Annotated in this window: 22 protein-coding genes; 3 read left to right on the top strand and 19 right to left on the bottom strand. The window is 72.3% G+C overall.

What is annotated here, in order from left to right; all coding sequences use genetic code 11:
- The 19 genes from ACZ31C_RS21300 to mraZ all read right to left on the bottom strand — a co-directional run bounded on the left by ACZ31C_RS21300 (position 1) and on the right by mraZ (position 20,235).
- Positions 1 to 420, bottom strand: coding sequence for a TraR/DksA family transcriptional regulator (locus ACZ31C_RS21300; protein WP_117227075.1), 420 nt, complete (start codon positions 418 to 420; stop codon positions 1 to 3).
- Between the two features lie 317 nt (positions 421 to 737).
- Positions 738 to 1,043, bottom strand: a complete 306-nt coding sequence (locus tag ACZ31C_RS21295; protein WP_396742637.1) for a DUF167 domain-containing protein — start codon at positions 1,041 to 1,043, stop codon at positions 738 to 740.
- A gap of 3 nt (positions 1,044 to 1,046) precedes the next feature.
- Complete coding sequence (locus ACZ31C_RS21290; RefSeq protein ID WP_396742635.1) at positions 1,047 to 1,634, bottom strand: hypothetical protein; 588 nt, start codon at positions 1,632 to 1,634, stop codon at positions 1,047 to 1,049.
- 74 nt (positions 1,635 to 1,708) lie between these two features.
- Entirely contained in the window at positions 1,709 to 2,506 is a 798-nt protein-coding gene (locus ACZ31C_RS21285; protein ID WP_465796741.1) for a DivIVA domain-containing protein, read from the bottom strand.
- Positions 2,507 to 2,550: 44 nt separating this feature from the next.
- Positions 2,551 to 2,856, bottom strand: coding sequence for a YggT family protein (locus ACZ31C_RS21280; protein ID WP_111212523.1), 306 nt, complete (start codon positions 2,854 to 2,856; stop codon positions 2,551 to 2,553).
- A 29-nt stretch (positions 2,857 to 2,885) separates the two neighbouring features.
- Positions 2,886 to 3,575, bottom strand: coding sequence for a cell division protein SepF (locus ACZ31C_RS21275; RefSeq protein ID WP_396742633.1), 690 nt, complete (start codon positions 3,573 to 3,575; stop codon positions 2,886 to 2,888).
- Positions 3,576 to 3,768: 193 nt separating this feature from the next.
- Complete coding sequence (locus ACZ31C_RS21270) at positions 3,769 to 4,512, bottom strand: YggS family pyridoxal phosphate-dependent enzyme (RefSeq protein WP_465796740.1); 744 nt, start codon at positions 4,510 to 4,512, stop codon at positions 3,769 to 3,771.
- Positions 4,513 to 4,521: 9 nt separating this feature from the next.
- Entirely contained in the window at positions 4,522 to 5,637 is a 1,116-nt protein-coding gene (gene ftsZ, locus ACZ31C_RS21265; protein ID WP_396742629.1) for a cell division protein FtsZ, read from the bottom strand.
- 242 nt (positions 5,638 to 5,879) lie between these two features.
- Positions 5,880 to 6,659: a cell division protein FtsQ/DivIB gene (locus ACZ31C_RS21260; protein ID WP_396743280.1), complete on the bottom strand. Its 780-nt coding sequence runs from the start codon at positions 6,657 to 6,659 to the stop codon at positions 5,880 to 5,882.
- Positions 6,660 to 6,691: 32 nt separating this feature from the next.
- Positions 6,692 to 8,167: a UDP-N-acetylmuramate--L-alanine ligase gene (gene murC / locus ACZ31C_RS21255; protein WP_465796739.1), complete on the bottom strand. Its 1,476-nt coding sequence runs from the start codon at positions 8,165 to 8,167 to the stop codon at positions 6,692 to 6,694.
- Positions 8,168 to 8,216: 49 nt separating this feature from the next.
- Positions 8,217 to 9,323: an undecaprenyldiphospho-muramoylpentapeptide beta-N-acetylglucosaminyltransferase gene (gene murG / locus ACZ31C_RS21250; protein WP_465796738.1), complete on the bottom strand. Its 1,107-nt coding sequence runs from the start codon at positions 9,321 to 9,323 to the stop codon at positions 8,217 to 8,219.
- Positions 9,323 to 10,732, bottom strand: a complete 1,410-nt coding sequence (locus tag ACZ31C_RS21245) for an FtsW/RodA/SpoVE family cell cycle protein (protein WP_396742623.1) — start codon at positions 10,730 to 10,732, stop codon at positions 9,323 to 9,325. The genes murG and ACZ31C_RS21245 overlap by 1 nt, the downstream gene beginning before the upstream one ends.
- Positions 10,733 to 11,279: 547 nt before the next feature.
- Positions 11,280 to 12,413, bottom strand: coding sequence for a phospho-N-acetylmuramoyl-pentapeptide-transferase (gene mraY / locus ACZ31C_RS21240; RefSeq protein WP_396742621.1), 1,134 nt, complete (start codon positions 12,411 to 12,413; stop codon positions 11,280 to 11,282).
- Positions 12,410 to 13,816 carry a UDP-N-acetylmuramoyl-tripeptide--D-alanyl-D-alanine ligase gene (locus ACZ31C_RS21235; protein WP_465796737.1) on the bottom strand — a complete coding sequence of 469 codons (1,407 nt, stop codon included), beginning with the start codon at positions 13,814 to 13,816 and terminating at the stop codon, positions 12,410 to 12,412. Before ACZ31C_RS21235 ends, mraY begins: the two co-directional genes overlap by 4 nt.
- The gene (locus tag ACZ31C_RS21230; protein WP_465796781.1) at positions 13,813 to 15,372 is read right to left on the bottom strand and encodes a UDP-N-acetylmuramoyl-L-alanyl-D-glutamate--2,6-diaminopimelate ligase; all 1,560 of its coding nucleotides are present in this window, start codon (positions 15,370 to 15,372) and stop codon (positions 13,813 to 13,815) included. The genes ACZ31C_RS21235 and ACZ31C_RS21230 overlap by 4 nt, the downstream gene beginning before the upstream one ends.
- 315 nt (positions 15,373 to 15,687) lie before the next feature.
- Complete coding sequence (locus tag ACZ31C_RS21225; protein ID WP_465796736.1) at positions 15,688 to 17,883, bottom strand: peptidoglycan D,D-transpeptidase FtsI family protein; 2,196 nt, start codon at positions 17,881 to 17,883, stop codon at positions 15,688 to 15,690.
- A 3-nt stretch (positions 17,884 to 17,886) separates the two neighbouring features.
- Complete coding sequence (gene ftsL, locus ACZ31C_RS21220; protein WP_465796735.1) at positions 17,887 to 18,495, bottom strand: cell division protein FtsL; 609 nt, start codon at positions 18,493 to 18,495, stop codon at positions 17,887 to 17,889.
- Positions 18,492 to 19,595: a 16S rRNA (cytosine(1402)-N(4))-methyltransferase RsmH gene (gene rsmH, locus ACZ31C_RS21215; protein WP_465796780.1), complete on the bottom strand. Its 1,104-nt coding sequence runs from the start codon at positions 19,593 to 19,595 to the stop codon at positions 18,492 to 18,494. The genes ftsL and rsmH overlap by 4 nt, the downstream gene beginning before the upstream one ends.
- 208 nt (positions 19,596 to 19,803) lie before the next feature.
- On the bottom strand, positions 19,804 to 20,235 hold the full coding sequence (gene mraZ / locus ACZ31C_RS21210) for a division/cell wall cluster transcriptional repressor MraZ (RefSeq protein ID WP_396742614.1): 432 nt from the start codon (positions 20,233 to 20,235) through the stop codon (positions 19,804 to 19,806).
- A 353-nt stretch (positions 20,236 to 20,588) separates the two neighbouring features.
- Between mraZ and ACZ31C_RS21205 the strand changes: the two genes are divergently transcribed.
- Genes ACZ31C_RS21205 through ACZ31C_RS21195 form a run of 3 tightly spaced genes read left to right on the top strand, consistent with a single transcriptional unit; the run spans position 20,589 to position 23,255 of the window.
- Entirely contained in the window at positions 20,589 to 21,836 is a 1,248-nt protein-coding gene (locus ACZ31C_RS21205) for a MurT ligase domain-containing protein (RefSeq protein ID WP_396743271.1), read from the top strand.
- Positions 21,826 to 22,545, top strand: a complete 720-nt coding sequence (locus tag ACZ31C_RS21200; RefSeq protein WP_396742612.1) for a type 1 glutamine amidotransferase — start codon at positions 21,826 to 21,828, stop codon at positions 22,543 to 22,545. Before ACZ31C_RS21205 ends, ACZ31C_RS21200 begins: the two co-directional genes overlap by 11 nt.
- A complete protein-coding gene (locus tag ACZ31C_RS21195; RefSeq protein ID WP_465796779.1) occupies positions 22,488 to 23,255 on the top strand; it encodes a TVP38/TMEM64 family protein in 768 nt (255 codons plus the stop codon). The genes ACZ31C_RS21200 and ACZ31C_RS21195 overlap by 58 nt, the downstream gene beginning before the upstream one ends.
- Positions 23,256 to 23,594: the final 339 nt, after the last annotated feature.

The raw sequence follows: 23,594 nt of genomic DNA, 5'->3' as shown, positions 1-23,594 counted from the left end.
TCAGCGCCGCTCCTCCAGCTGCTTGCAGGTCACACAGAGCGTGGCCGACGGGAACGCGGCCAGGCGCTCCACCGGGATGGGGTTGCCGCACCGCGCGCACCAGCCGTAACCACCTTCGTCGAGCCGCTCCAGCGCGCGCTCGACCTGCGTGATCCGTTCCAGGATGCTGTTGGCGAGGGAGATCTCCTGCTCCCGCTCGAGCGTCTTGGTCCCGGTGTCGGCCTGGTCGTCCCCGGCCGAGTCGGTCAGGCGGTCGCGCTGCAGCTCGGTGATCTCGCTCAGCGTCTGATCGTACTCGGCGCGCAACTCGTCATGGCGGGCCGCCAGCGCGGCACGGATCTTCTCGGTCTCCGCGGCACTGCGGGTGGACTTCGGCGCCGGCTTACGGCCTGCGGTCCTGGTGTCGGCTGGCTTGGCCATAGTCGCTCCCTCGGCCACGGAGCCGCGGGAAATCCGCGGCGCCTGGACAGGGGCCGCCGGCATCGGCTGCCCCAGGTACAAAACGGGCGCGCGGCGAACTGGCCGCGCACTCCGGAGGTTGGCAAGGATACGGAACGTACAGGCGTCCGACAATCTGCCGCACCGAAACGCCCTATCCGCCCCGATTCATGCCATTACCGGGGCAGGGGGAACGCTAGCAGATCGCGACCACATCGCCGGTCGGTTCGCCGTCCTCGTCCCCCGGTCCACCGTCGACGATGGAGGCTGTCAGCGGGAGGTTCGGTGGCGGATGCCGGTCAACCGGGCGGGTCCGCGCCGTCGCGCAGCCGCGACAACCGCGACACCGGATCCGGCCCGGCGTCGGCGACCAGGAAGAGTTTGTCGCGGCTGGCCGCGCCCGCCCGCAGCGACACGGCCGCCGGCCGCACACCGAGCGCCTCGGCCAACGCACGGCGCGCCGCCTCGGTGGCGCGTCCGTCCACCGCCCGGGCGTTGACGGCGATCACCAGGGCGGGACCGTGCGGACCGTCGAACCGGCCACCCACCCGGGCACGGGACGCCCCGGGCTTCACCCGTACGGCGACGGTGAGCACCTCGGCCACGGCTCAGCGGCGGCCGGACTCGGAGAGCAGGACGGTGCCGGGGGTGCAGAGCCCACACGGCGTGAAGCCGAGTTCCGCCGCCTCGGCGGCGGGCAGCGGCTCGTGGTCGCGCCCGACCAGATGCACACACTCGGCCAGGTGATAGCGGGGTCGCCCGTCGACCACCCGGACCTCGTCCGGCAGCCGGGCCAGCCGTGCGGCCTGCTCCGGCGTGATCTGCTGGGCGGCCGGCTCGTCGTCGTACCCGTCGACCACCGCGCCCTCGACCGGGGCCTCCGCCTCGACCGTCACCGGCGAACCGGGTGGTTGCCGCCACCCGGAGTCGCCGGTGTCGACGGTCGGCGGGACGTGCTGCGTCGGGATGCCCGACGGACTTTCCTGGACGCCCGGTCCGGTGGCGTCGTCCGGTGCCTGGTCACCACGGGCCGCCGCGCGACCGGTGGCGGCCTGACGGGCGCCGGTGACCAGGGCGACGGCGGCCAGCAGGCTGGCACCGATCGAGACGACCAACAGCGGGCTGGAGCCGCCGGCCAGACCGAGCACCAGCAGCACCACGGCGACGAGGATGAGCGCGAGACTGACGACTATCACCGCTCACCCCCGCCGCGTCGTACCGATGAGGCAGGGCGGGCGACCGCCGTGTCGACGACGGCCACCGGCCCGAATCAGCGACCGGCCTCGAGAGCGCCGGAGCGACCGCCGCCGTAGGAACCGGCGAGCCCGGCGGCGGCCAGGCCGTTGCCGGCGGCCCGGGTGCCGTCCCCGCGGGTCATCTCGGCCTCCAGGCCCTGACCGCGACCGTCGAGGTCCCGCAGCTGGCTCTCCAGGTACGCCTTGAGCCGGGTGCGGTACTCGCGCTCGAACTGCTTGAGCTCCTCGATGTGCTTCTGCAGCGCGGTGCGCTTGGCGTCCAGGCCGCCCATGGCCTCCTGGTGCCGCTGGCGGGCGTCCCGCTCCAGCGCGTCGGCCTTGGCCCGCGCCTCACGGGTGACCTCCTCGGCCTTGGAACGGGCCTCGGAGAGCAGCTGGTCGGCCTCGCGGCGCGCGTCGGAGACGTGGTCGTCCGCCGTGCGCTGGGCCATCATCAGCACCCGCAGAGCCTGCTGCTCGCCGTCACCGCCCGGCACCGCACCACTGGCGGAGCGGGTCTGCTCCAGCTCGGCCTGCATCGCGCGGGCGGCCTGCTCGGCGGCGGCCTTGTCCCGCTGCACGCGGTCGAGCTGAGCCTTGACGTCGTTGAGCTCGGCGGCGAGGCGGGCGTCGCCACCGGGACCGGCCGGGGCGCCGCCCCGACCGCCGCGCTCCACCTGGGCGCGCAGCTCGTTGTTCTCCTCGATCAGACGGGCGAGTTCGCGCTCGACCTCGTCCAGGAAGGCGTCGACCTCCTCCTCGTCGTAGCCCCGCTTGCCGATCGGCGGCTTCTTGAAGGCGACGTTATGGACGTCGGCCGGGGTCAGCGGCATCGAAACTCCTCGGGTCAGTTGCGGCCGCGATAGCGCGTCGGTCATCAGGCGGTCCTGATGATCGCCGGCTCTAACACAAACCTCATCAGCACGAACAGGATAACCAGGAGCACAAGGGAGGCCAGGTCGATGCTCACGGTACCAATTCGCAGCGGAGGGATCACACGCCTCAACGCCCAGAGCGGGGGATCAGTGACGCTCCACACGGATTCCAGTCCGGCCGATGCTCCGCGACCAGGTTGCCAACGCCGCCCGTACTGCAGGACGGCGCTCAACACGAATCGGGCCAAAAGAACGATCAGAAAGACATACGTGATCAGGTAGAGAACCTGTAGCAAGATCGACAACACGGCTTGTGGCGTCCCTCGGGTCGGGCGGGTCAACTCAGGCTGAAGAACCCACCCTCAGCGATCTTGGCCTTGTCCTCCGCGGTGACCTGGACGTTGGCCGGCGAGAGTAGGAACACCCGGTTGGTCACGCGCTCGATCGTACCGCGCAGTCCGAACGCCAACCCGGCGGCGAAGTCCACCAGACGGCGGGCATCCGCCTCGTCCATCTCGGTGAGGTTGATGATCACGGGTACGCCGTCCCGGAAGTGCTCGCCGATGGTCCGCGCCTCCCGGTAGGTGGTCGGGTGCAGCGTGGTGATCTGGTAGCGCTGCTCCTCCTCGGGCATCACCCGCTCGCGTGGCTGCACCTGCGGCGCCAGGGCCAGGTTGTCCCGGGTGTGGTAGCTGTTCGCACCGGACGACTCGGCGGACGCCCGGGTGATCGACCGCACGCTGGACCGCTCGGCCCGCTCCGGCCGCTCCGACTCCAGCCGCTCGGAGTCGCCGAGGCGACTTCCGGCACGCTCGCTCAGCCGCCCCCGGTCTCCGAGCCGCGGCCGGGGCGCGGGCGCCTCCTCCACCTCGTCGTCGTCATCGTCGGCGAACTCCTCGGCGTACCGACTCTGCCGGTAACGCGACTCGCGGTAGCCACCCTTGTCGTAGCCACCGTCGTCGTAGGCCCGCTCCTCGTCCTCTTCGACCAGTCCGAGCCAGACCCCCGCCTTGCGCAGTGCACCCATCCCCGCGCCCTTCCCGTCCGCCGTGCGGCACACGCCCCCGCCGTGTCGCCTGTCGCGAGTGGGCCGTTCCTGCCCACTGGACCGGAACGGCAATCCTCCGACGCGCAATTCGCGTTGCACGTCACGCCCCCCGTGGCGGGGAAGACCGTTCCCGCAAACAACACTGATGTAATTTGCTTCTCTCGCGGCCAGGCTACCGCAGCGTGGGACGCATTCCGAGCAACGCGCTACCGACGCGGACATGTGTCGCGCCGTGGGCGATCGCCGCCTCCAGGTCGCCGCTCATGCCCGCCGAGAGCACCGTGGCACCCGGATGCGCGGCGCGCACCTGCGCGGCGAGGTCGGCCAGTCGGGCGAACGCCCGCTCCGGCTCCCAGCCGAGCGGCGCCACCGCCATCAGACCGGCCAGCCGCAGGCTCTGGGCGGCGGCCACCGCCTCGGTGACCGGACCGAGCCCCACATCCGGATCGGCGCAGGACGGCACCGCCCCGCCCCGGGACGGGTCGCCGTCGATGCTGACCTGCACCAACACTTCCAACGGGCGGTCCCGTCCGCCGGCCGCGGCGGCCACCGTGGACGCCAGCCGGACGCTGTCGACGGACTGGACCATGTCGGCGTACCGGAGCACCGACTTCACCTTGTTACGTTGCAGCCGGCCGACGAAGTGCCAGCGGGGCGCCACCCCGGCCGCAGCGACCTCGGCGGCTTTCGGAGCCGCCTCCTGGTCGCGGTTCTCCCCCACGTCGGTCACGCCGAGCCCGGCCAGCGCGACCACGTCCGCGGCCGGGTAGGTCTTGGTCACCGCGATCATCGTCACGTCGGCGCGGTCCCGGCCCGCGGCGGCACAGGCGTCGGCGATGCGGGCGCGCACCCGGGCCAGCCCGGCGGCCAGTTCGGCACGCCGGTCGGGTCGCACCAGTGCGGGGCTGTCGGTCATCGGCGCCGCTCAGGACCCGTTCTTGAGGAAGTCGGGCACGTCGACGTCGTCGAACAGCACCCGACGCGGCGACTGCGTCGGCGCCGGCACGGCGGGCGACGACACGACCGGAGTGCTCGGCTGCGCCGGCTGGTTCTGGTTGGTCTTGCGCGTCGGCTCGGCCGCCTTGTACGCCGGAGTGCCACCGTCGAAGCCGGCGGCGATCACGGTCACCCGCACCTCGTCACCGAGGGCGTCGTCGATCACCGCACCGAAGATGATGTTGGCGTCCGGGTGCGCCGCGTCGGTGACCAGCTGAGCGGCGTCGTTGATCTCGAACAGCCCCAGGTCGGAGCCGCCCGCGATGGAGAGCAGCACACCGCGCGCGCCGTCCATGCTCTGCTCCAGCAGCGGGCTGGAGATGGCCGCCTCGGCGGCCTCCACGGCGCGGTTCTCGCCGCGCGCGCTGCCGATGCCCATCAGCGCGCTGCCGGCACCGCTCATCACGCTCTTGACGTCCGCGAAGTCCAGGTTGATCAGACCCGGCGTGGTGATCAGGTCGGTGATGCCCTGGACACCGGAGAGCAGCACCTGGTCGGCGGTGCGGAACGCGTCCATCATGCTGATGTTGCGGTCGCCGAGGGCCAGCAGCCGGTCGTTGGGAATGACGATCAGGGTGTCGCACTGGTTGCGCAGCTCGTCGATGCCGGCCTCGGCCTGCACCTGACGACGCTTGCCCTCGAAGGAGAACGGACGGGTCACCACACCGATGGTCAGCGCGCCCAGCTTGCGGGCGATGTTCGCCACCACCGGAGCGCCACCGGTGCCGGTGCCACCGCCCTCGCCGCAGGTAACGAAGACCATGTCGGCGCCCTTGAGTACCTCCTCGATCTCGTCGCGGTGGTCCTCGGCGGCGTTCTTGCCGACGTCCGGGTTGGCCCCGGCGCCGAGGCCCCGGGTCAGTTCGCGACCGACGTCGAGCTTCACGTCGGCGTCGCTCATCAGCAACGCCTGCGCGTCCGTGTTGATCGCGATGAACTCGACGCCCTTGAGCCCAACCTCGATCATCCGGTTGACGGCGTTGACGCCGCCGCCCCCGATGCCGACGACCTTGATGACCGCCAGGTAGTTGTGCGGAGGTGTCATCTCCGGTCCTTTCCCTTCGAGATTGGCTGCTCCCCGACCGGCTTCGGCGTGGCCAGACCTGCGGTCGACTCAGCTGTCACCCAGCGAGGGTGCGAGGCAAACCCTCACCCTCTACTAGAGGGTTACAGTTATGTCAACCACTGATCCTCTTCCGGGCAACGTAAGCGCAGCCGAGCGATGTGCCAAGGACCTTTCCGGCGTGTCGCCGGTGGAGCGGGACGCTTCACAGCCTGATCGGCCACTCACCGGAAGGTCACCACGTCCGGCGCGCTGACGTCGATCCGGTCGGCTTCCTCGCCGAGCAACGCGGTGGCGACCCGGGCCTTGTCCGCCCCGCGTGTCGCGTCACCCCAGAAGACCGTGCGGTCGTCGCGCAGCAGCACGCTGATCCGGGCCAGCCCCTCGACCCGGACCTCCGCCAGCTCACCGCGCAACTGCGGAGTGAGCTCGCCGAGCACCGTCAGCCCCGCCCGGGTGTCCGGATCGTCCGGCCCGGCGGCGGCCAGGCGCAGCAGCGGCAGCCCGTCCGGCCGCTGCGGCAGCGTCCGGAACGCCACCCCGGCCGCGTCGATCACGTCGAACTGCTGCTCGCGCGGCACCACCGCCACACCGGTCCGCTCCGTCAGCCGCACCACCAGCCCGTCCGGCCAGTCCCGGTGCACGGTGGCCCGCTCCACCGGCGGCAGGGTGCCGATCCGGGCGGCCAGCTCGGCCAGGTCGACCCGGGCCAGCGGCGCGCCGTCGGACACCCCGGCCGCCTCCCGCACCTGCACGGCCGTGACCAGCTCGGCGCCCTCCACCCGCATCTCGCGTACCCCGAACAGGCCGGTGCCGAGCAGCGTCCACGCGACCAGACCGGCGAGGGCGAGCACGCCACCGGCCACCGCCCAGGGCAGCGCGGCGCGCATCCGCCGACGCCGGGCCCGGGCCATGAACCGCCGGGTGGAGGCGGGCACCGCGTCCCGGCCGGCCCGGACCAGTTGCCACCGCCGGGTGGGACGGCGACCTCCACCGCCGTCCACACCGGTGCTGCGCCCGCGCGCCGGGCCGGGACTCATTCCGCCGTACGGTCCACGCCGAGCGCCGTGCCGCCACCGGCCGCCACCTGCGTACCGGCGGCCCGCGCGGTCAGCGCGACCAGCAGCTCGTCACCCATCAGCGAGATCGGCGGGGCGCCCATGGTCACCACCACGTCGCCGGGGCGGGCCCGACGGGCCACCTCCACCGGCGCGTCCTCCCACGAGTCGACGAAGACCTTCTGCTCCGACGGCAGCTCCACCGCCGCGATCAGCGCCGCCGACCCCTCGCCCGGGCCGCGCAGCTCACCCGGGCCGAAGACCTCCAGCAGCACCAGCTCGTCGGCGATCGCGAGCGCCTCGGCGATCTCCGCCTGCAGGTCGCGGGTGCGGTAGAGCCGGTAGGGCTGGAAGACGACGATCACCCGCCCCTCCCCGGCCACCTCCCGCAGCGTCCGCAGGGCCAGCGTCATCGAGGTGGGGTGGTAGGCGTACTCGTCGTAGACGAGCACCCCGTCCACCACGCCCTTGCGCTCGAACCGTCGGCGGACGCCGGGGAAGGCCGCCAGCGCGGCCTCGGCCGCCGTCAGCGGCAGCTCCAGCAGGTACGTCGCCAGCACCGCCGAGGCGCTGTTCAGCCCCATGTGCCGGCCCGGCACCGGCAGCCGGAACTCACCCAGCGACCGACCGTCGATGTGGGCCCGGTAGCGCACCCCCTGGGCCGACGACACGATGTCGCTCAGCCGCAGGTCGGCGTCGTCGGCCTCGCCGTAGGTGTAGACCCGACGCCCCTCGGCGCGCAACGTGGCCGCCAGCCGCCGACCGCCCGGGTCGTCGGCGCAGGTGATGACGTAGCCCGCCGGGTCGGTGAGCCGGGCGAACTCGGCGAAGGCCGCCTCCAGGGTGGCCAGGTCGCCGTAGGTGTTCAGGTGGTCGGCCTCGACGTTCGTGATGATCGAGACGAACGGCCGGTAGATGAGGAACGAGCGGTCGCTCTCGTCCGCCTCGACCACGAAGTGCTCACCGGTGCCGTGGTGCGCGCCGGAGCCGCCCTCGGAGATCTCCCCGCCGATCACGAAGGACGGATCGGTGCCGGCCCGCTGGAGCACCATGGTCACCATGGAGGTGGTGGTGGTCTTGCCGTGCGTACCGGCCACCGCCACCGTGCGCCGGCCGGTCATCGCCGCCGCGAGCGCCTCCGACCGGTGCAGCACCCGCAGGCCGCGCTCCCGTGCCTCGACCATCTCCAGGTGGTCGGCGGGAATGGCCGAGGAGTAGACGACGGTGTCCACACCGTCCAGGTTGGTCGCCTCGTGGGTCATGTGGATCGTCCCGCCGAGCGCCCGCAGACCGGCCAGGGACGGCCACTCCCGCAACTCGCTGCCGGAGACCGGCAACCCCCGGGTGAGGAAGAGCCGGGCCAGACCGCTCATCCCGACGCCACCCACCCCGATCAGGTGAATGTGGCCCAGGTCCTCGGCGGTCAGCGTGCCGGCCGGGCTGAACGTGGTCATCGGAGCCAACCTTTCGTTCGCGACTGCGCGGCTCCGGAATCCGGTCGCTTCACCGGTTCACCGCCTCGTAGACGAAGTTCAGCAGCGCCTCGTCGCCGTCGCGCCGACCGTACGCGGCGGCGGCGTTACCCATGGCGTGCAGCCGCTGCGGGTCGCGCACCAGCGGGATCACCGTCCGCTCCAGCCAGTCCGGGGTCAGCTCGGCGTCGTCGACCAGCAGCCCGCCACCGGCCTCCACCACCGGCAGCGCGTTGCGCTTCTGCTCCTGGTTGCTGTGCGGGTAGGGCACGTAGATGGTCGGCAGGCCGATCGCGGCCACCTCGGCACAGGTCATCGCCCCGCCCCGGCCCAGCATCAGGTCCGCGGCGGCGTACCCTGCGTCCATGTCGGACAGGTACGGCAGGGTCACGTACGGCACCGGCAGGTCGGTCGGGACCGGCACCGGCTCGTTGCGGGCCCCCATCACGTGCAGCACCTGGATGCCGTTGCGGGCCAACTCCTTGGCCGCCCCGGCCACCGCGAGGTTGATCGACCGGGCGCCCTGGGAACCACCGGCGACGAAGAGCACCGGCAGGTCGGGCCGGAGCCCGAAGTGGGCGCGGGCGGCGTTGCGCACGGCCGCCCGGTCCAGGCCGGCGATGGCCCGGCGCAGCGGCACCCCGACCACCCGGGCGTCGCGCAGCGACTCGGCCTGGGCCGGCTGGTGCGGGAAGCCGACCGCGACGTGCTTGGTGAACTTCATGCCCAGTCGGTTGGCCACCCCCGGCGGCACGTTCACCTCGTGGATCACGATGGGCAGTTCTCGCCGCCACGCGGCCAGATACGCCGGCACCGACACGTACCCGCCGAAGCCGACCACCGCGTCGGCGCGCACCTCGTCGATCACCTTGCCGGCGGCGCGGGCCGCGGTCCACATCCGGCCCGGGGTGCGGACCAGGTTCAGGTTGACCGACCGGGGCAACTGGTAGGCCGGGATGTTGCGCAGGTCGTAGCCGGCCGGCGGGATCAGCTCGTTCTCCAGGCCCTTGGGTGTGCCGAGGCAGGTGATCCGGACGCCGGGGTCGTGTCGGCGAAGGCAGTCGGCGAAGGCGAGCAGCGGGTAGATGTGCCCCCCGGTGCCACCTCCTGCGAGCACCACCGAACGCAGCGGACCCATCAACGTCTCCTCTCGTCCGCCGACCCGCCACGGCCCCGGCCCTCCCGGGTGCCACGCGGTGCGGCCTGGTCGTCCCTGCGCCGCTTGCGTGCCTGGGGTACGGACCCACGGGCAGCCGTCGGCGGCGCCGCGCGGCGGCGCCGGCCGGGAAGCGGCGGCAACGGAGCCCACACTAGTCGGACCCACCGGGCCGGCGGACGGGCATGCAGTGCCCGGGCCGCATCGGGTTCCGCCCGGGCGAAAGAGGCCAGCATGCCGACCGCCGCGAGCGTGACGACCAGTGCGCTGCCCCCGTCGGAGATGAACGGCAGCGGCACGCCGGTCAGCGGCAGCAGGCCGATCACGCCGCCCATGTTGATGAACGCCTGGCCGACCAGCCACGCGGTGGCCCCGGCGGCGGCCAGGCGGCGGAACGGGTCGTCCACCCGGCGGGCGATCCGCAGGCCGGTGTAGGCGAGCACGGCGAACAGCACCACCACCACCGCGCAGCCGACCACGCCGAGTTCCTCGGCGATGACCGCGAAGATGAAGTCGTTCTCGGCCGCCGGCAGCCAGGCCCACTTGGTACGCCCCTGGCCCAGCCCGGTGCCGAACCAGCCGCCGTTGACGATGGCGTAGCGGGCCTGGACCATCTGGTAGCAGAGCTCGTTGCGGCAGTCGTCCAGCGGCGGCGGGTTGAAGAAGACGGTGAGCCGGGCCAGCCGGTAGTTCTCCTCACCGCGTACGCCGGACCCGGCGCCGAGCGAGGCCACCGCGACCAGCAGGCCGATGCCGGCCAGACCGATCGCGCTGAGCGCGGCGAAGATCCGCAATCGCACCCCGGCCGCCCAGAGCAGGCCGACCACCAGGGCCAGCAGACACAGCATGCTGCCCAGGTCGTTGTAGCCGACCAGGACGAACATCAGGGCCACCACCGGGAACAGCGGGGTGGCCAACTCCCGCCACCAGCCCAGCGCCGCGCCCTTGCGGGCCAGCACGTACGCCCCCCACAGCACCAGGGCGAACTTCGCCAGCTCGGAGGGTTGCAGGCCGAACCCGAACACGTACAGCCAGAGCAGGTCGGCCTCCAGCGGGCCGATCCGGGGCTCACCGTCGGTCAGCCGCCCGTACGCCTCCAGCAGGTTCAGCAGCACCAGCAGTCCCACCGAGACGGCCAGCGCCGGGCGACCCAGCGACCGGTAGGTGCTGGCGGGCAGCCGCTGGCAGGCCCAGAACACCACGATGCCGATCACCGCGAAGATCGCCTGCCTGGTCAGCGACGTCGAGGCGCTCCCGCCCTGCGCGTAGTCGCGCACGCTGGTGGCCGAGAAGACCATGGTCAGGCCGATCAGCAGCAGCAGTCCGGCGCTGGCGAGCAGCAGGTGGTAGGAGGCCAGCGGCCGGGACAACAGACCACGCAGCGCGGCCAACCCGCCCACCGCGTCCAGACCTCGCCACGGCCCACCGCCCGGTACCGCGCCGGCCGCACCCGACCCGCCGGTACGACCCGTACCCGCTGCGGTTGTCGCGGCCCCGGCTTTTGCGCCCCCGGCCCCGCGCGTGCCGCCGGGTCGCGCCGTGTCCTCGGTCCCGACCGCCACGGACGATCCCTCGGCGGGCCCGGTCCGGGACGACCGCCGGGTCGGCCGCGCGCCGTCGTCTTCTCGCACCTCCCCCACAGCGCCATCATCGCTGCTCCGGGGACCTGACACCGGCGGTACCGGCCGGTCGGCGTGTCGAACTTGCGTTCAGCAACATTCCGCCACAGGCCGACCACTCTCCGCCACCCGCCCCACCCGCCCAGCCCACCCCACGCCCCGCCCGCCCCCACGCGTCCCGCCCCGCGCGACCATGAAGATGTGGTCGACTTTTCGTCTGGCATGTCCGCATTTGTCCATGCCACAACTCCATGATCGCGAGTGTGAGCGCGGGGCGTCGGGGGTGAGGGCGGCGAGAGGTGAGGGGTGGGTTGGGGGGTCAGCCCATGTTGGCCAGGAAGTCGCTGTAGAACAGGCCCAGGGCGATGGCGACACCGATGCCGGCGATGATCCAGAAGCGGACCACGATGTTGACCTCGCTCCAGCCGGCGAGCTCGAAGTGGTGCTGGAGCGGCGACATCCGGAACACCCGCTTGCCGGTGGTCTTGAAGGAGATGATCTGGATCACCACGGACATCGTGATGATCACGAACAGGCCACCGATGATCGGGAGCAGCAGCACCGTGCGGGTGGACATCGCCATGCCGGCGATCAGGCCGCCCAGACCGAGTGCGCCGGTGTCGCCCATGAAGATCCGGGCCGGTGAGGTGTTCCACCAGAGGAAGCCGACACAGGCACCGGCGGCGGCGCCGGCGATCAACGCGATCTCCAGCGGGTCCCGGACCGCGTAGCAGTAGTTGTTCGGGTTGGCGGTGTACGACGGGTCGGCGCACCAGTGCCGGTACTGCCAGAACGCGATCACCGCGTACGCGCCGAGCACCATCACCGAGGCACCGGTGGCCAGGCCGTCGAGGCCGTCGGTGAGGTTGACGCCGTTGGTCGCCGCCATCACCACGAAGATGAAGATGACCACCGCACCGATCTTGGTGACATCCAGCGCCGGGATGTCCCGGATGAAGCTGAGCGTCGTGCTGCCGACGGTCTCGGTGTTGGTCACCTCCCCGCTGGCGTCGGTCATGGTGGACGGGAAGTAGAGCGCCACGACCCCGAACAGCGCACCGACCAGGATCTGGCCGAGCAGCTTGCCCCGGGCGCTCAACCCGCCGCTGTGCCGCTTACGCACCTTGAGGAAGTCGTCGACGAAGCCGACCGCGCCGGAGAAGACCATCAGGCCCAGCAGCACCAGCGCGGTGATGGTCGGCTCGACCTGGGCGATCTGCGCGTCCGGCAGCGTGGTCAGGGCCAGGTGACCGGCCACGTACGCGATCACGGTGGCGAGGATGAACACCACCCCGCCCATGGTCGGGGTGCCCTTCTTGCCCTGGTGCATCTGCGGGCCCTCGGCCCGGATCGGCTGACCCGCCTTCAGCCGGGTGAACACCTTGATCGCGATCGGGGTGCAGAACAGCGAGACGAGGAAGGCCACCCCGATGGCCACGATGACCGCTCTCACGAAGCGTCACCCTCGCCGTCTGCGGCCGCGTCGACGCGCAGCGCGTCGGCCACCTCCCAGGTCCGGTACCGGGAGCCCTTCACCAGGACGACATCGCCCGGTCGTAGCTCGCTACGCAGCACCTCGACGGCCGCCGCCTGATCGGTGAGCAACACCGACTCTCCTCCCCAGTCACCTACCGATGTCGCCCCGTGGTGAATCGGCGCCGCGGCCTCACCGACCACCAGCAGCCGGGCGACGCCCAGCTCGGCCACGAGACGGCCCATGTCGGCGTGCCCCTGCGTCTCGAAGTCACCCAGCTCGGCCATGTAGCCGAGCACCGCGACGGTACGCCTCCCGCTGCCGATGCCGGCGAGCGCACGCAGCGCCACCGCCATCGACGCCGGGTTGGCGTTGTACGAGTCGTCGATCACGGTCACCCCGTCGGTGCGTTCGAAGACGTCCATCCGACGGGTGGAGACCAGTCCGAGCGCGCCCAGCGCGATGGCCAGCTCGGTCAGCGGCATGCCCAGTTCCCGGGCCACCGCCGCGGCGGCCAGGCTGTTGGAGACCTGGTGCCGCCCGGTGAGCCCGAGCCGCACCGGCGCGGTGCCCTCCGGCGTCACCAGGGTGTACGCCGGCCGACCGCGCTCGTCCAGCGTCACGTCCTCGGCCCGGATGTCGGCGTGCGCCGCCTCGCCGTAGCGGACCACGCGGGCCACCGTACGGGTCGCCATCGCGTCGACCAGCGGGTCGTCGGCGTTGAGCACCGCCAGGCCGTCGGCCGGCAGCGCCTCCACCAGCTCGCCCTTGGCGACGGCGATGTTCTCCTGGGAGCCGAACTCCCCGATGTGCGACACCCCGACGTTGAGCACCACGGAGATGCCCGGCGGCGCCACCTCGCAGAGGTAGCGCACGTGCCCGATGCCCCGCGCGCCCTTCTCCATCACCAGGTAGCGCGTCGTCGGCCCGGCCTGCAACGCCGTGTACGGGTGGCCCAGCTCGTTGTTGAACGAGCCGGGTGGTGCCACCGTCTCGCCGAGGCGGGCGGTGAGCTGGGCGATCAGGTCCTTGGTGGTGGTCTTGCCGGAGGAACCGGTCAGCCCGATCACGGTCAGCTCGGGCAGCCGGTCCACCACCGCCCGGGCCAGCCGGCCCATCGCGGTCAGCGCGTCGGTGACCACGATCATCGGCACTCCGGGCACCTCGCGGGTGCCCAGCACCGCCACCGCACCGTCGGCCACGGCCGTCACCGCGTAGTCGTGTCCGTCGACCTTCTCGCCGTCGAACGCGACGAAGATCCCACCGGCGCGGACCTTGCGCGAGTCGAACTCGACGCTGCCGGTCACCTGTGCGGCGGGGTCGGCGTCGACCAGCCGCCCGTCGACGGCCGAGGCGACCTCGGCCAGGCTGAGCGCGATCACCGCTGACCCGCCAGGTCCCCGAAGCGGGCCCGCAGCGCGTCGGCGAGCTCCGTCCGGTCGTCGAACGGGTACGTCTCGCCGGCGATCTCCTGGCCGCGTTCGTGGCCCTTGCCCAACAGCGCCACCACGTCCTGCGGTTCGGCCATCCGGACCGCCTCGTCGATCGCCGCGCGCCGCCCGGCCACCTCGATGATCCGGGCCGCCGTACCGGCCTGGTAGGCACCGGCGAGCACCTCGGCGCGGATCGCCGACGGCTCCTCGGTACGCGGGTTGTCGTCGGTCACCACGACCACGTCGGCTCCCTCCGCGGCAGCGGCACCCATCAGGGGGCGCTTGCCCCGATCCCGGTCGCCGCCCGCACCGATCACACAGATCAGCCGGCCGGCGCTGAGTTCGCGCAGTGCGGCCAGCGCGGCCACCACGGCGTCGGTCTTGTGCGCGTAGTCGACCACCCCGCGTACCCCGCCGGCCACGCCCACCGACTCCAGACGCCCGGGTACGCCACCGCAGGCGGCCACCCCCTCGGCGGCCGTCACCGGGTCGACTCCGGCGGCGACCAGGGTGGCGATGGCCAGCAGGGCGTTCGCCACGTTGTGTCGGCCGGGCAGCGCCACCCCGGCGGGCAGCGTCAGCCCGTCCGGGCCGTGCGCGGTGAAGCGCTGGGCGTACCCGTCGCCGTCGATCGTGTCGGCCCACCAGGTGGCAGCCGGGTCGCCGGCCGCCGAGTAGCTGACCGTGGCCGGCCGGAAGAGGGGTTCCAGCGCCGGGTCGTCGCGGTTCAGCACCTCCACCGCGCAGCGGCCGTCGAACAGGCGCGCCTTGGCCGCGAAGTAGTCCTCGGCGTCGGCGTGGAAGTCCAGGTGGTCGGAGCCGAAGTTGGTCCAGCCACCCACGCTGAACCGCACCCCGCCGACCCGCCCCATCGCCAGGGCGTGGCTGGAGACCTCCATGACCACCGCGGTGACGCCGCGCTCGCGGGCGGCGGCGAGCATCGCGTGCAGGTCGGTGGCCTCCGGCGTGGTCCGTACGCTCTCCACCACCAGGTCACCCAGGCGCGTCTCCACGGTGCCGATCAGGCCGGTGGTGTGGCCGGCGGCGCGCAGCCCGGACCCCACGAGGTAGGCGGTGGAGGTCTTCCCGGCGGTGCCGGTCACCCCGATCGTCAGCAGGTGCGCGGTCGGGTCGCCGTAGATCGTCGAGGCGACCGGGCCCAACACCGCGCGCGGGTCGTCGACCACCAGCACCGGCAGCCCGGTGCCGGCGGCCGACTCGGCACCGGCCGGGTCGGTCAGCACGGCGACCGCGCCGGCCTGCGCCGCACCGGCGGCGAACTCCGCGCCGTGTCGGCGCGCGCCGGGCAGGGCCGCGTACAGGTCGCCGGGTCGGATCTCCTGACTGGCGTGGGTCACCCCGGTCACCAACGGATCGGCGCTGGTGGAGGGCGCCACGGTGAGCAGGGCGGCTAGGTCACCGAGCCGGATTCCGGTCACGGTACGGGGACGAGGATTGCCGCGCACGGCGTCAGACCCTACCCGGTCGCCCGGGTCCGGCCGCACGGCGCGCCTGAATCTCCGCCGCACGAAGTCGAACCGCAGGTCGCGGCCGGTGCACGCGGCAGGCGTACGCCCGGCGGCACGGACGGGCACCCGACACCCCGGGTGCCTCGGCGACCGTCCGCCTCCGCAGGGAAGGTGATTCCGGGTGGCTTCCGCCACCGACGACCATTCACGCCGGGGCGATACGGAGAGACGACGCACCCGGGTACGGTCACCGCGAAAAGACCGAAAACGCACCCACGAATGTGCGTACGTCAATTCCTCGGGTCACCGGTGGCGGCACCCGGCGACCCGAGGAATTGACAATGACGACAGTTACGGGAATACGGTGAACTTCGGAGCCGGGTCGCCCGACGGCGGCACCCGGAAATGCCGCAGCGCGAAGGTCATCATTTCCTTGAACGCCGGTGCGGCGACCCGGCCACCGCCGCCACTCGGGCTGTGCACGAACACCGCGATCACGTACTTCGGGTTGTCCGCCGGCGCCATCCCGATGAACGAGGCGACCTCGCCGGGCTGTTTCTTCCCCTCGACCAACCGCCACCCGGTGCCGGTCTTGCCCGCCACCCGGTAGCCGGGTACCGCCGCCGCGAGTCCGGTGGCGTTGTCCACGGTGGTGACCGCCTCCAGGATCGTGCGCAACTCGGCGGCATTCTTCGGGCTGAGCACCTGGCGGGTCACCGGCTCCTCGGCCGGCGTCGTCGTCCCGTCCGGACCGATCGTCTCCTTGACCAGCCTCGGCTGCACGTACGTGCCGTCGTTGGCGATGGCGGCGTACGCGGCGGCCATCTGCAACGGCGTGGCGTCCACGCTGTGCCCGATCGGCACCGAGCCGTGCGACGACTCGCTCCACTCCTGCACCGGCAGCAGTCGCCCGCCCGCCTCACCGGGCATCCCCACGCCGGTCGGCTTGCCGAGCCCGAACCGCTGCTGGTAGTCGAGCAGCCGCTCCGGGCCGAGCTGGTCGGCGATCTGGATGGTGCCGACGTTGGAGGAGTGGGCCATCATTCCGGCCACGCTCATCCGCTTCCCATCCGCCGGGAACGTGTCCCGGAACCAGGTGTCGCCCTTGCGGATTCCGTTGGCGACCGGGAAGACGGTGTCCGGGGTGATCACACCTTCCTGCAACGCCGCCCCGAACGTGATCGCCTTGTGCACCGAACCCGGGTCGACGACGAAGCTGGTGGCCGCGTCCTCCCGGTCGGTGGGGTCACTCGCCTGCGGCTTCGCCGCGTTGTAGGTGGGATGGCTGGCCTGGGCCAGCACCTCACCGGTCCGCGCGTCGAGCACCACCGCGGCACCCGTGCTGCCCTGCACCGCCGCCATCTGCTCGCTGAGGATCCGCTGCACCGTGTACTGCAGGTCCCGGTCGATGGTGAGCACGATCGAGCTGCCCGGCTTGGCCTTGGTGGTGCGGCTGTATCCACCGGGGATGGGCGCGGCCAACGCACCCAGGCCGATCTCGAAGACACGCTGACCGTCCTCGCCGTGCAGCAGGTCGTCGTAGCGCGCCTCCAGACCCTCCAACCCGACCATGTCCAGGCTGGTGAAACCGATCAGGTTGGCGGCCAGGTCGCCGCCGGGGACCTCACGACGCTCGTCCCGATGGGCGGCGATTCCCGGCAGTTTCAGCGCCATGATCTCCCGGGCGCGGCCGACGTCCACTCCTCGGGCCAGATACTCGAACTGCGAGTCGACACCGCTGATCCGCTTGCGCGGCTTCATCCTCTCGGCCAGCTCCGAGGCGGGCATGCCGAGCAGCGGGGAGAGCGTCTGCGCGGTCGCGGCGATGTCCTCGATCTTGGTCGGGTCGGCGTAGACGTACCGGGCCTCGACGCTGTGCGCCAGGGCGGCGCCGTCGCGGTCCAGGATCGCGCCGCGCGGTGCGGGCAACGGCACGGTCCGCAGCCGCTCGGCCATGCCGCCGTCGGCGTACGCCGGAGTGTCGACGGCCTGGAGCACGACGAGCCGCACGCCGATGGCGACGAAGAGGGCCAGCGCCAGCGCGGTGCCCAGCCGCAGCCGACGGCCGGGGTCGGCGAGCCGGGGCGGACGCGGCGCCTTGCGGGCCGGTCGGCGCCCGGCCGGACGGTCGCCCCGGCGCGGCTCCCGGCCGCCGACGCGACGCCGGGGCGTGCCGGCCGGCGCCTCACCCCGTGGGGTGCGGTCGGTGACCGTACGGACCACGGTGGTCCGGCCGGCGGTGGACTCCCGCCGGGGTGCGGCACCCGCCCGGGCACCACCACGGGTCGCGGCGGACCGTCCACCGTCGAGCACCTGCAACGCCGGCCGGAACGGGTCCTGGGTCCGGCTGGTGCGCGGGTTGCGCCGCTGCTCGGTGCGACCGCCGCCGTCCCGGACGGTACGGCCCCGGGGGGTGTACGCGCGGGCGTCGGAGATGCCGCCGACACCCGGCTCACCACCGCGCTCGCCCGACACGCCCCCGTTACGGGAAGAACCGCGCCGGGAGCCTGTGGCGTCCCGGCGCGGTTCGTCTGATCTCGAGGGCACGGCCTACCCCTCCGAGCCCTGCTGGCTGGTGATCGACACCTGCCCGCCGGCCGGCTGCGGCACGCCGATCATCTTGCCGTCCGGCAGCCGGATGTACGCCAGCTCGCCCGACTCGACCAGTCCCAGGCGGCGGGCCTGGGCGGCCAGGTTGCCCGGCGACTCCGACTCGGCGATCTGCTTCTTCAGCTGCTGCTGCTCCACGTCGAGCTTGGCCTGCTGCTGCTGGAGCTCGTCGAGCCGGAAGGCGTTCTCGTTGATCTTCGTGTTGACGGCCAGGATGCCGAGCACCCCACCGACGACGAGCACCACCACGAGCGCCGCGAACGGCGCCCGGGGCACCCGCACCGGCGGCGGCGGGGCGACCCGCAGCCGTGGCGACTCGGCCCGCTCCGGCTTGCCGGCAGTGGCCCGCTCCACCGGTCGCAGTGCGGCGCTGCCGTGGACGGGAAACTCGCGCGCCCCCCGGGCGCGAGTGTCGTCCAGCCGGCTCACCCGGTCCTGCCGCCGGGTGTCGGTCCCGGCCGCTCGGGTCCGCTCCGCCGCGATCCGGCCCCCCGACCGCGGTGTGCGCTGCCCGACGCCGGCGACGTCCCGGCGCTTGCTCACATTCATATTCCCTCCCCCTCTTCGTCCGTGTCCCCCGGCGTCCGCCGCGGTCCCCCTCCGGTTTCCGCGGTCGACCCCGTCCCCGGTTGGTGCATCGCCTTGACCCGGCGCCGGTACCGTTCGCGGTCGGTACGCCCCTGGTGCCGGGCCTGCGGGTCGATCCGTTCCGCCGCCCGTAGCCGCACCGATGCGGCTCGCGGGTTGGCGGCGACCTCCCTCTCCCCGGGCAGCTCCGCGCCCCGGCTGAGCAGCCGGAACGTCGGCTCCGACCCGGGCAGTTCGACCGGGAGGTCGACCGGGCCCGTGCTGCGGACCCGGCCGGCGAGCGCCTGCTTGGTGAGCCTGTCCTCCAACGAGTGGTAGGACAGGACCACCATGCGACCGCCGACGGAAAGCTTGTCCAGAGCGGCCGGCAGCGCCGTCTCCAGCGCTGCCAGTTCTCTGTTTACCTCGATCCGTAAAGCCTGAAACGTTCTCTTTGCCGGGTGTCCCCCGGTTCGCCGGGCCGGTGCCGGGATCGACTCCCGCACCAGCTCGGCCAGTCGCGCCGACGAGGTGATCCGGGCCCGTTCCCGTTCCCGGATGATCGCCGAGGCGATCCGCCCGGCGAACTTCTCCTCGCCGTACACCCGCAGCACCCGGGCCAGATCCGGATGCAGGTAGGTGTTGACCACCTCTTCGGCGGTCACCCCCCGGGTCTGGTCCATCCGCATGTCCAGTGGCGCGTCCTGTGCGTACGCGAACCCGCGGTCGGGCGCGTCGAGTTGCAGCGAGGAGACACCGAGGTCGAACAGCACACCGTCCACGGACGAGTAACCCAACCGGTCCAGCACCTCGGGCAGCTCGTCGTAGACCGCGTGTTCCAGATGGACGCGATCGGCGAACCGGGCCAGGCGCACCCGAGCGTGTGCGAGCGCCTCGGTGTCCCGGTCCAGGCCCACCAGGATCGTCTCCGGATGCGCCTGCAACACCGCCTCGGCGTGCCCGGCCAGGCCGAGCGTCGCGTCGACGTGGACCGTACGCCCGCCTCGACCCAGCGCGGGGGCGAGCAGCTCGAGACACCGCTCGAGCAGCACCGGCACGTGCGTGCCGCGTAGCTCCCCCATGTCGACCCCCACTGGTTGAACCGGTTTCGTGTACGCGTTCTGTTCGTCGGACGACGCCGTGCCGTCGTACCGCCAGATCCCCATCCGCTCTCGATCCGTCCGCCGGACCGTGGTCCTGCGTGCAGATCGTGTGCCTGGCACCGGGGAAGGGATGCCAGGAGCTCGAAAGCGGCTGGAGATCTCGCAGTACGCCGGGCGTCGCCACGCCCTACAGACCGCCTGGCAGCACCCCCTCCTCGATGTCGGCGAAGTCGTCTTCGCTCTCGGCGAGGTAGGTCTCCCAGGCGACCTTGTCCCAGATCTCCACCCGGGTGCTCGCGCCGATGACCACCAGGTCCCGGTCGAGCCCCGCGTAGCTGCGCAGGTGTGCCGGGATGGTCACCCGGCCCTGCTTGTCGGGTATCTCGTCGTGCGCGCTGGCGAAGAAGACACGGCTGTAGGCCCGGGCCGCCTTGTGCGTCATCGGCTGCGCGCGCAACTGATCCGCGATGCGCTGGAACTCAGGTGTCGGAAAGACATAGAGGCAGCGCTCCTGCCCTTTTGTGATCACGACACCCCCCGCCAGCTCATCCCGGAACTTCGCCGGAAGGATCAACCGGCCCTTGTCATCCAGGCGCGGAGTGTGGGTGCCGAGAAACATCGGCCCAACCCCCTCGCCCTTAACGGCGTTCGCGCGCCGTTGACCCCCCGGGCCGGTGGGCCCCTCCCGGCCCCACCAATGTGCCCCACTCTACTCCACTTCCCTCCACCCGCAACCAGAATCGACCGCGCGGCGCGCCGTTGCGCGCCACAAAACCGCACGTCAGCCGGGGTGGAGCGGAGTGGAGGGCGGCGGGGCGCCGGAGGGGGTCCGCTATCCGACATAGATCGACTCGGGCCGGGCCGGACGCCTGCGGTCGCACTCACCGACGAAGTGGACAGAACGGAACACCGTCGGCGGCGATCTGAGGGGTGGTCTGGTCCGGTAACCTCGCTCGCGTGACGGACGCGAAGATGCCCCTACGGGCGAAGGTGGCCAGCTCCGTGTCACGGACCGCCGCAGCCCTGTCGCGGGCTGCGGGCCGTGGCGACGGCTCGGTGATCGGTGGCTGGATCGGCCTCAAGATCGACCCGGACCTGCTGGCGCACCTCTCCGCCGGACGGGCCATCGCGCTGGTCTCCGGCACCAACGGCAAGACCACCACCACCCGGCTGGCCGCCGCGGCCGTCGGCGTGCTCGGCCGGGTCGCCACCAACTCCTTCGGCGCCAACATGCCCACCGGGCACACCTCCGCCCTGGCCAAGGCGGGCAGCACACCGTACGCGGTACTGGAGGTCGACGAGCACTACCTCGCGCAGGTGATCGAGGCGACCGAGCCGCACGTGGTGGCGCTGCTCAACCTCTCCCGCGACCAGCTCGACCGGGCCAAGGAGGTCGCCATGATGGCGCAGCTCTGGCGCGCGGCCCTGGTCCGGCACCCGGACATCCGGATCGTGGCCAACGCCGACGACCCGATGGTGGTCTGGGCGGCCACCCCGCCGGCCGCCCACGACCATCGGATCACTCCGCCGCACGTCACCTGGTTCTCCGCCGGTCAGCGCTGGCACGACGACTCGTGGGTCTGCCCCGAGTGCGGCTCGACCATCCAGCGCTCGGGCGAGCAGTGGTGGTGCAGCGGCTGCCCGCTGCGCCGGCCGCAGCCGCAGTGGACGGTCGACGACGAAGGGGTCCTGGACCCCACCGGCGCCTGGTACAAGGTGAAGCTCCAGCTCCCCGGCAAGGTCAACATCGGCAACGCAGCCACCGCCCTGGCCCTGGCCGCCGAGTTCGGCGTACGCCCGTTCGACGCGGTCCCCCGCCTCGGCGACGTCACCTCGGTCGCCGGGCGGTACGCCCAGGTCGAGCGGGACGGTCGGCTGGTCCGACTGCTGCTGGCGAAGAACCCGGCCAGTTGGCTGGAGGCGTTCGACATGGCCGAGCACGCCCCGACACTGCTGTCCATCAACGCCCGCGACCCCGACGGGATGGACACCTCCTGGCTCTTCGACGTCGACTTCGCCCCGCTACGCGGACGTCAGGTGCTGATCACCGGCGACCGGGCATACGACCTGGCGGTCCGGCTGGACGTCAACGGCGTGCCGTTCCAGCACGTACGCACGTTCGACGACGCCCTCCGGGCGGTGCCGCCGGGGCGGCTGGAGGTCATCGCGAACTACACCGCCTTCCAGGACATCCGAGCGGAGTTGGACCGTGTCAACTGAGACCCTGCGCATCGTCTGGATCTATCCCGACCTGCTGTCCACCTACGGCGACCGGGGCAACATGCTGATCCTGGCCCGCCGGGCGCAGCAGCGCGGCTTCCCGATCGAGGTGCTGGAGGTCCGCTCCGACCAGCAGATGCCCACCACCGCCGACATCTATCTCATCGGCGGCGGCGAGGACGGACCGCAGGCGCTCGGTGCCCAGCGGCTGCTCGCCGACGGCGGCCTGCACCGAGCCGTCGCCCAGGGTTCGGTGGTGTTCGGCGTCTGTGCCGGATACCAACTGCTCGGCACCTCGTTCTTCGCCAAGGGCACCCAGTACCGTGGCCTCGAACTGCTCGACCTCTCCTCCGACCGGGGCGAGACGCGCGCCGTCGGCGAGCTGGCCGGTGACATCGACGCCCGGCTGGGCCTGCCCCCGCTGACCGGCTTCGAGAACCACGGCGGTCGTACCCGTCTCGGCGCCGAGGTCTCCCCGCTGGCCCGGGTCACCGCCGGGATCGGCAACGACGGCGCCACCGAGGGGGCGTGGCGCGGCAAGCTGCTCGGCACGTACTCGCACGGTCCCGCGCTGGCCCGCAACCCGGCCCTGGCCGACCTGCTGCTGCGCTGGGCCACCGGCGCGCAGCAACTCCCGCCGCTCGACGACACCTGGGCCGACCGGCTGCGGGCCGAACGCCGGGCCGCGGTGGCCGCCGCCCGGGCATGACCCCGGCCGACCGGCGGCTCGCGCGGTACTGGCGATCGGTACGACCGGTCGCCACCACACCGTCAGTCGTCCGGTTCGGCCTGCTGCTGCTCCTGATCGCCGGGTTCGGGGTGACCCTGGTGCTGGTGCCCCACCCCGACCCGACGGCACTGCCGCAGTTCGGCGACCGGCTGGGCGGCCTCGCCCCGATCGCCGGGGTCCTCGGCGGCGCGCTGCTGCTGGTGGCCCTGGTCCCCCGCACGTTCATCACGCTCGCGGCGGGCGCGGTCTTCGGCGCTCTGGAGGGTGCCGCGTACGCGCTGGGCGCCGCCCTGCTGGCGGCGGCGATCGGCTTCACCGTCGGTCGGGTGCTCGGGCGGGAGTTCGTCGCCGAACGCGTCCGGGGCCGGCTGGCCCGGCTGGACCGCTGGTTCACCCGGCAGAGCGTGCTCGGGGTGATCACCGTACGGCTGCTGCCGATCTCCGGCTTCGGCCTGGTCAGCTACGGCTACGGCACCACCGGCGCGCGGATCCTGCCGTTCCTCGTCGGCAGCGTGATCGCCTCCGCGCCGACGGCGTTCGGCTACGCCGCGGTCGGCGCCGCCGTCACCAGCCCTGGCGAGGTCAACTGGCTCGCCGCCACCCCCGCCGCGCTCGGCTTCATCGCCAGCGCGGTGCTCCTCGTCCGCTGGTGGCGCGCCGAACGCCGACCCCGCACCGCCCAGATGTAAGGAGGGGTCCCCTGCTATCGCCTCATGCATAGCAGGGGACCCCTCCTAACAAACCAGCAAGCGCGGTCGTGCCGCGCCCCCGCCCTCGCCCCGTCGCGTCGCATCGCGCTGCATGATCACGCTTGATCCTGGATCGAGTGGCCTCGGTGCCACCACGAGACCACTCGATCCCGGATCGAGCACGACCTTGCGAGGAGTCGCCGCACCCCGGGTCATCGGGTGAGGCCGACCAGCGCGCCGCGGCATCCTCGCCGTGCTCGGTGAGATCCGTGTTTCTGCTCAGGAACTCGAAGACGCCGCCTTCGTACCACCGGAGTGTGCGGCACGTCGTCTTCCCGC

This window comes from Micromonospora sp. NPDC023869 (assembly GCF_055559695.1).
The sequence above is the reverse complement of the archived record's forward strand: the minus strand, read 5'-3'. Positions and strand labels throughout refer to the sequence as shown.

Bases quoted from the DNA above. Each gene is read 5' to 3' on its own strand.
- ACZ31C_RS21205 (WP_396743271.1), top strand. From the start codon at position 20,589: ATGCCCCTACGGGCGAAGGTGGCCAGCTCCGTGTCACGGACCGCCGCA.
- ACZ31C_RS21275 (WP_396742633.1), bottom strand. From the start codon at position 3,575: ATGGGTGCACTGCGCAAGGCGGGGGTCTGGCTCGGACTGGTCGAAGAG.
- mraZ (WP_396742614.1), bottom strand. From the start codon at position 20,235: ATGTTTCTCGGCACCCACACTCCGCGCCTGGATGACAAGGGCCGGTTG.
- ACZ31C_RS21285 (WP_465796741.1), bottom strand. From the start codon at position 2,506: ATGCCGCTGACCCCGGCCGACGTCCATAACGTCGCCTTCAAGAAGCCG.
- ACZ31C_RS21300 (WP_117227075.1), bottom strand. From the start codon at position 420: ATGGCCAAGCCAGCCGACACCAGGACCGCAGGCCGTAAGCCGGCGCCG.
- ftsZ (WP_396742629.1), bottom strand. From the start codon at position 5,637: ATGACACCTCCGCACAACTACCTGGCGGTCATCAAGGTCGTCGGCATC.
- ftsL (WP_465796735.1), bottom strand. From the start codon at position 18,495: ATGAATGTGAGCAAGCGCCGGGACGTCGCCGGCGTCGGGCAGCGCACA.
- murG (WP_465796738.1), bottom strand. From the start codon at position 9,323: ATGGGTCCGCTGCGTTCGGTGGTGCTCGCAGGAGGTGGCACCGGGGGG.
- rsmH (WP_465796780.1), bottom strand. From the start codon at position 19,595: ATGGGGGAGCTACGCGGCACGCACGTGCCGGTGCTGCTCGAGCGGTGT.
- murC (WP_465796739.1), bottom strand. From the start codon at position 8,167: ATGACCACGTTCAGCCCGGCCGGCACGCTGACCGCCGAGGACCTGGGC.
- ACZ31C_RS21270 (WP_465796740.1), bottom strand. From the start codon at position 4,512: ATGACCGACAGCCCCGCACTGGTGCGACCCGACCGGCGTGCCGAACTG.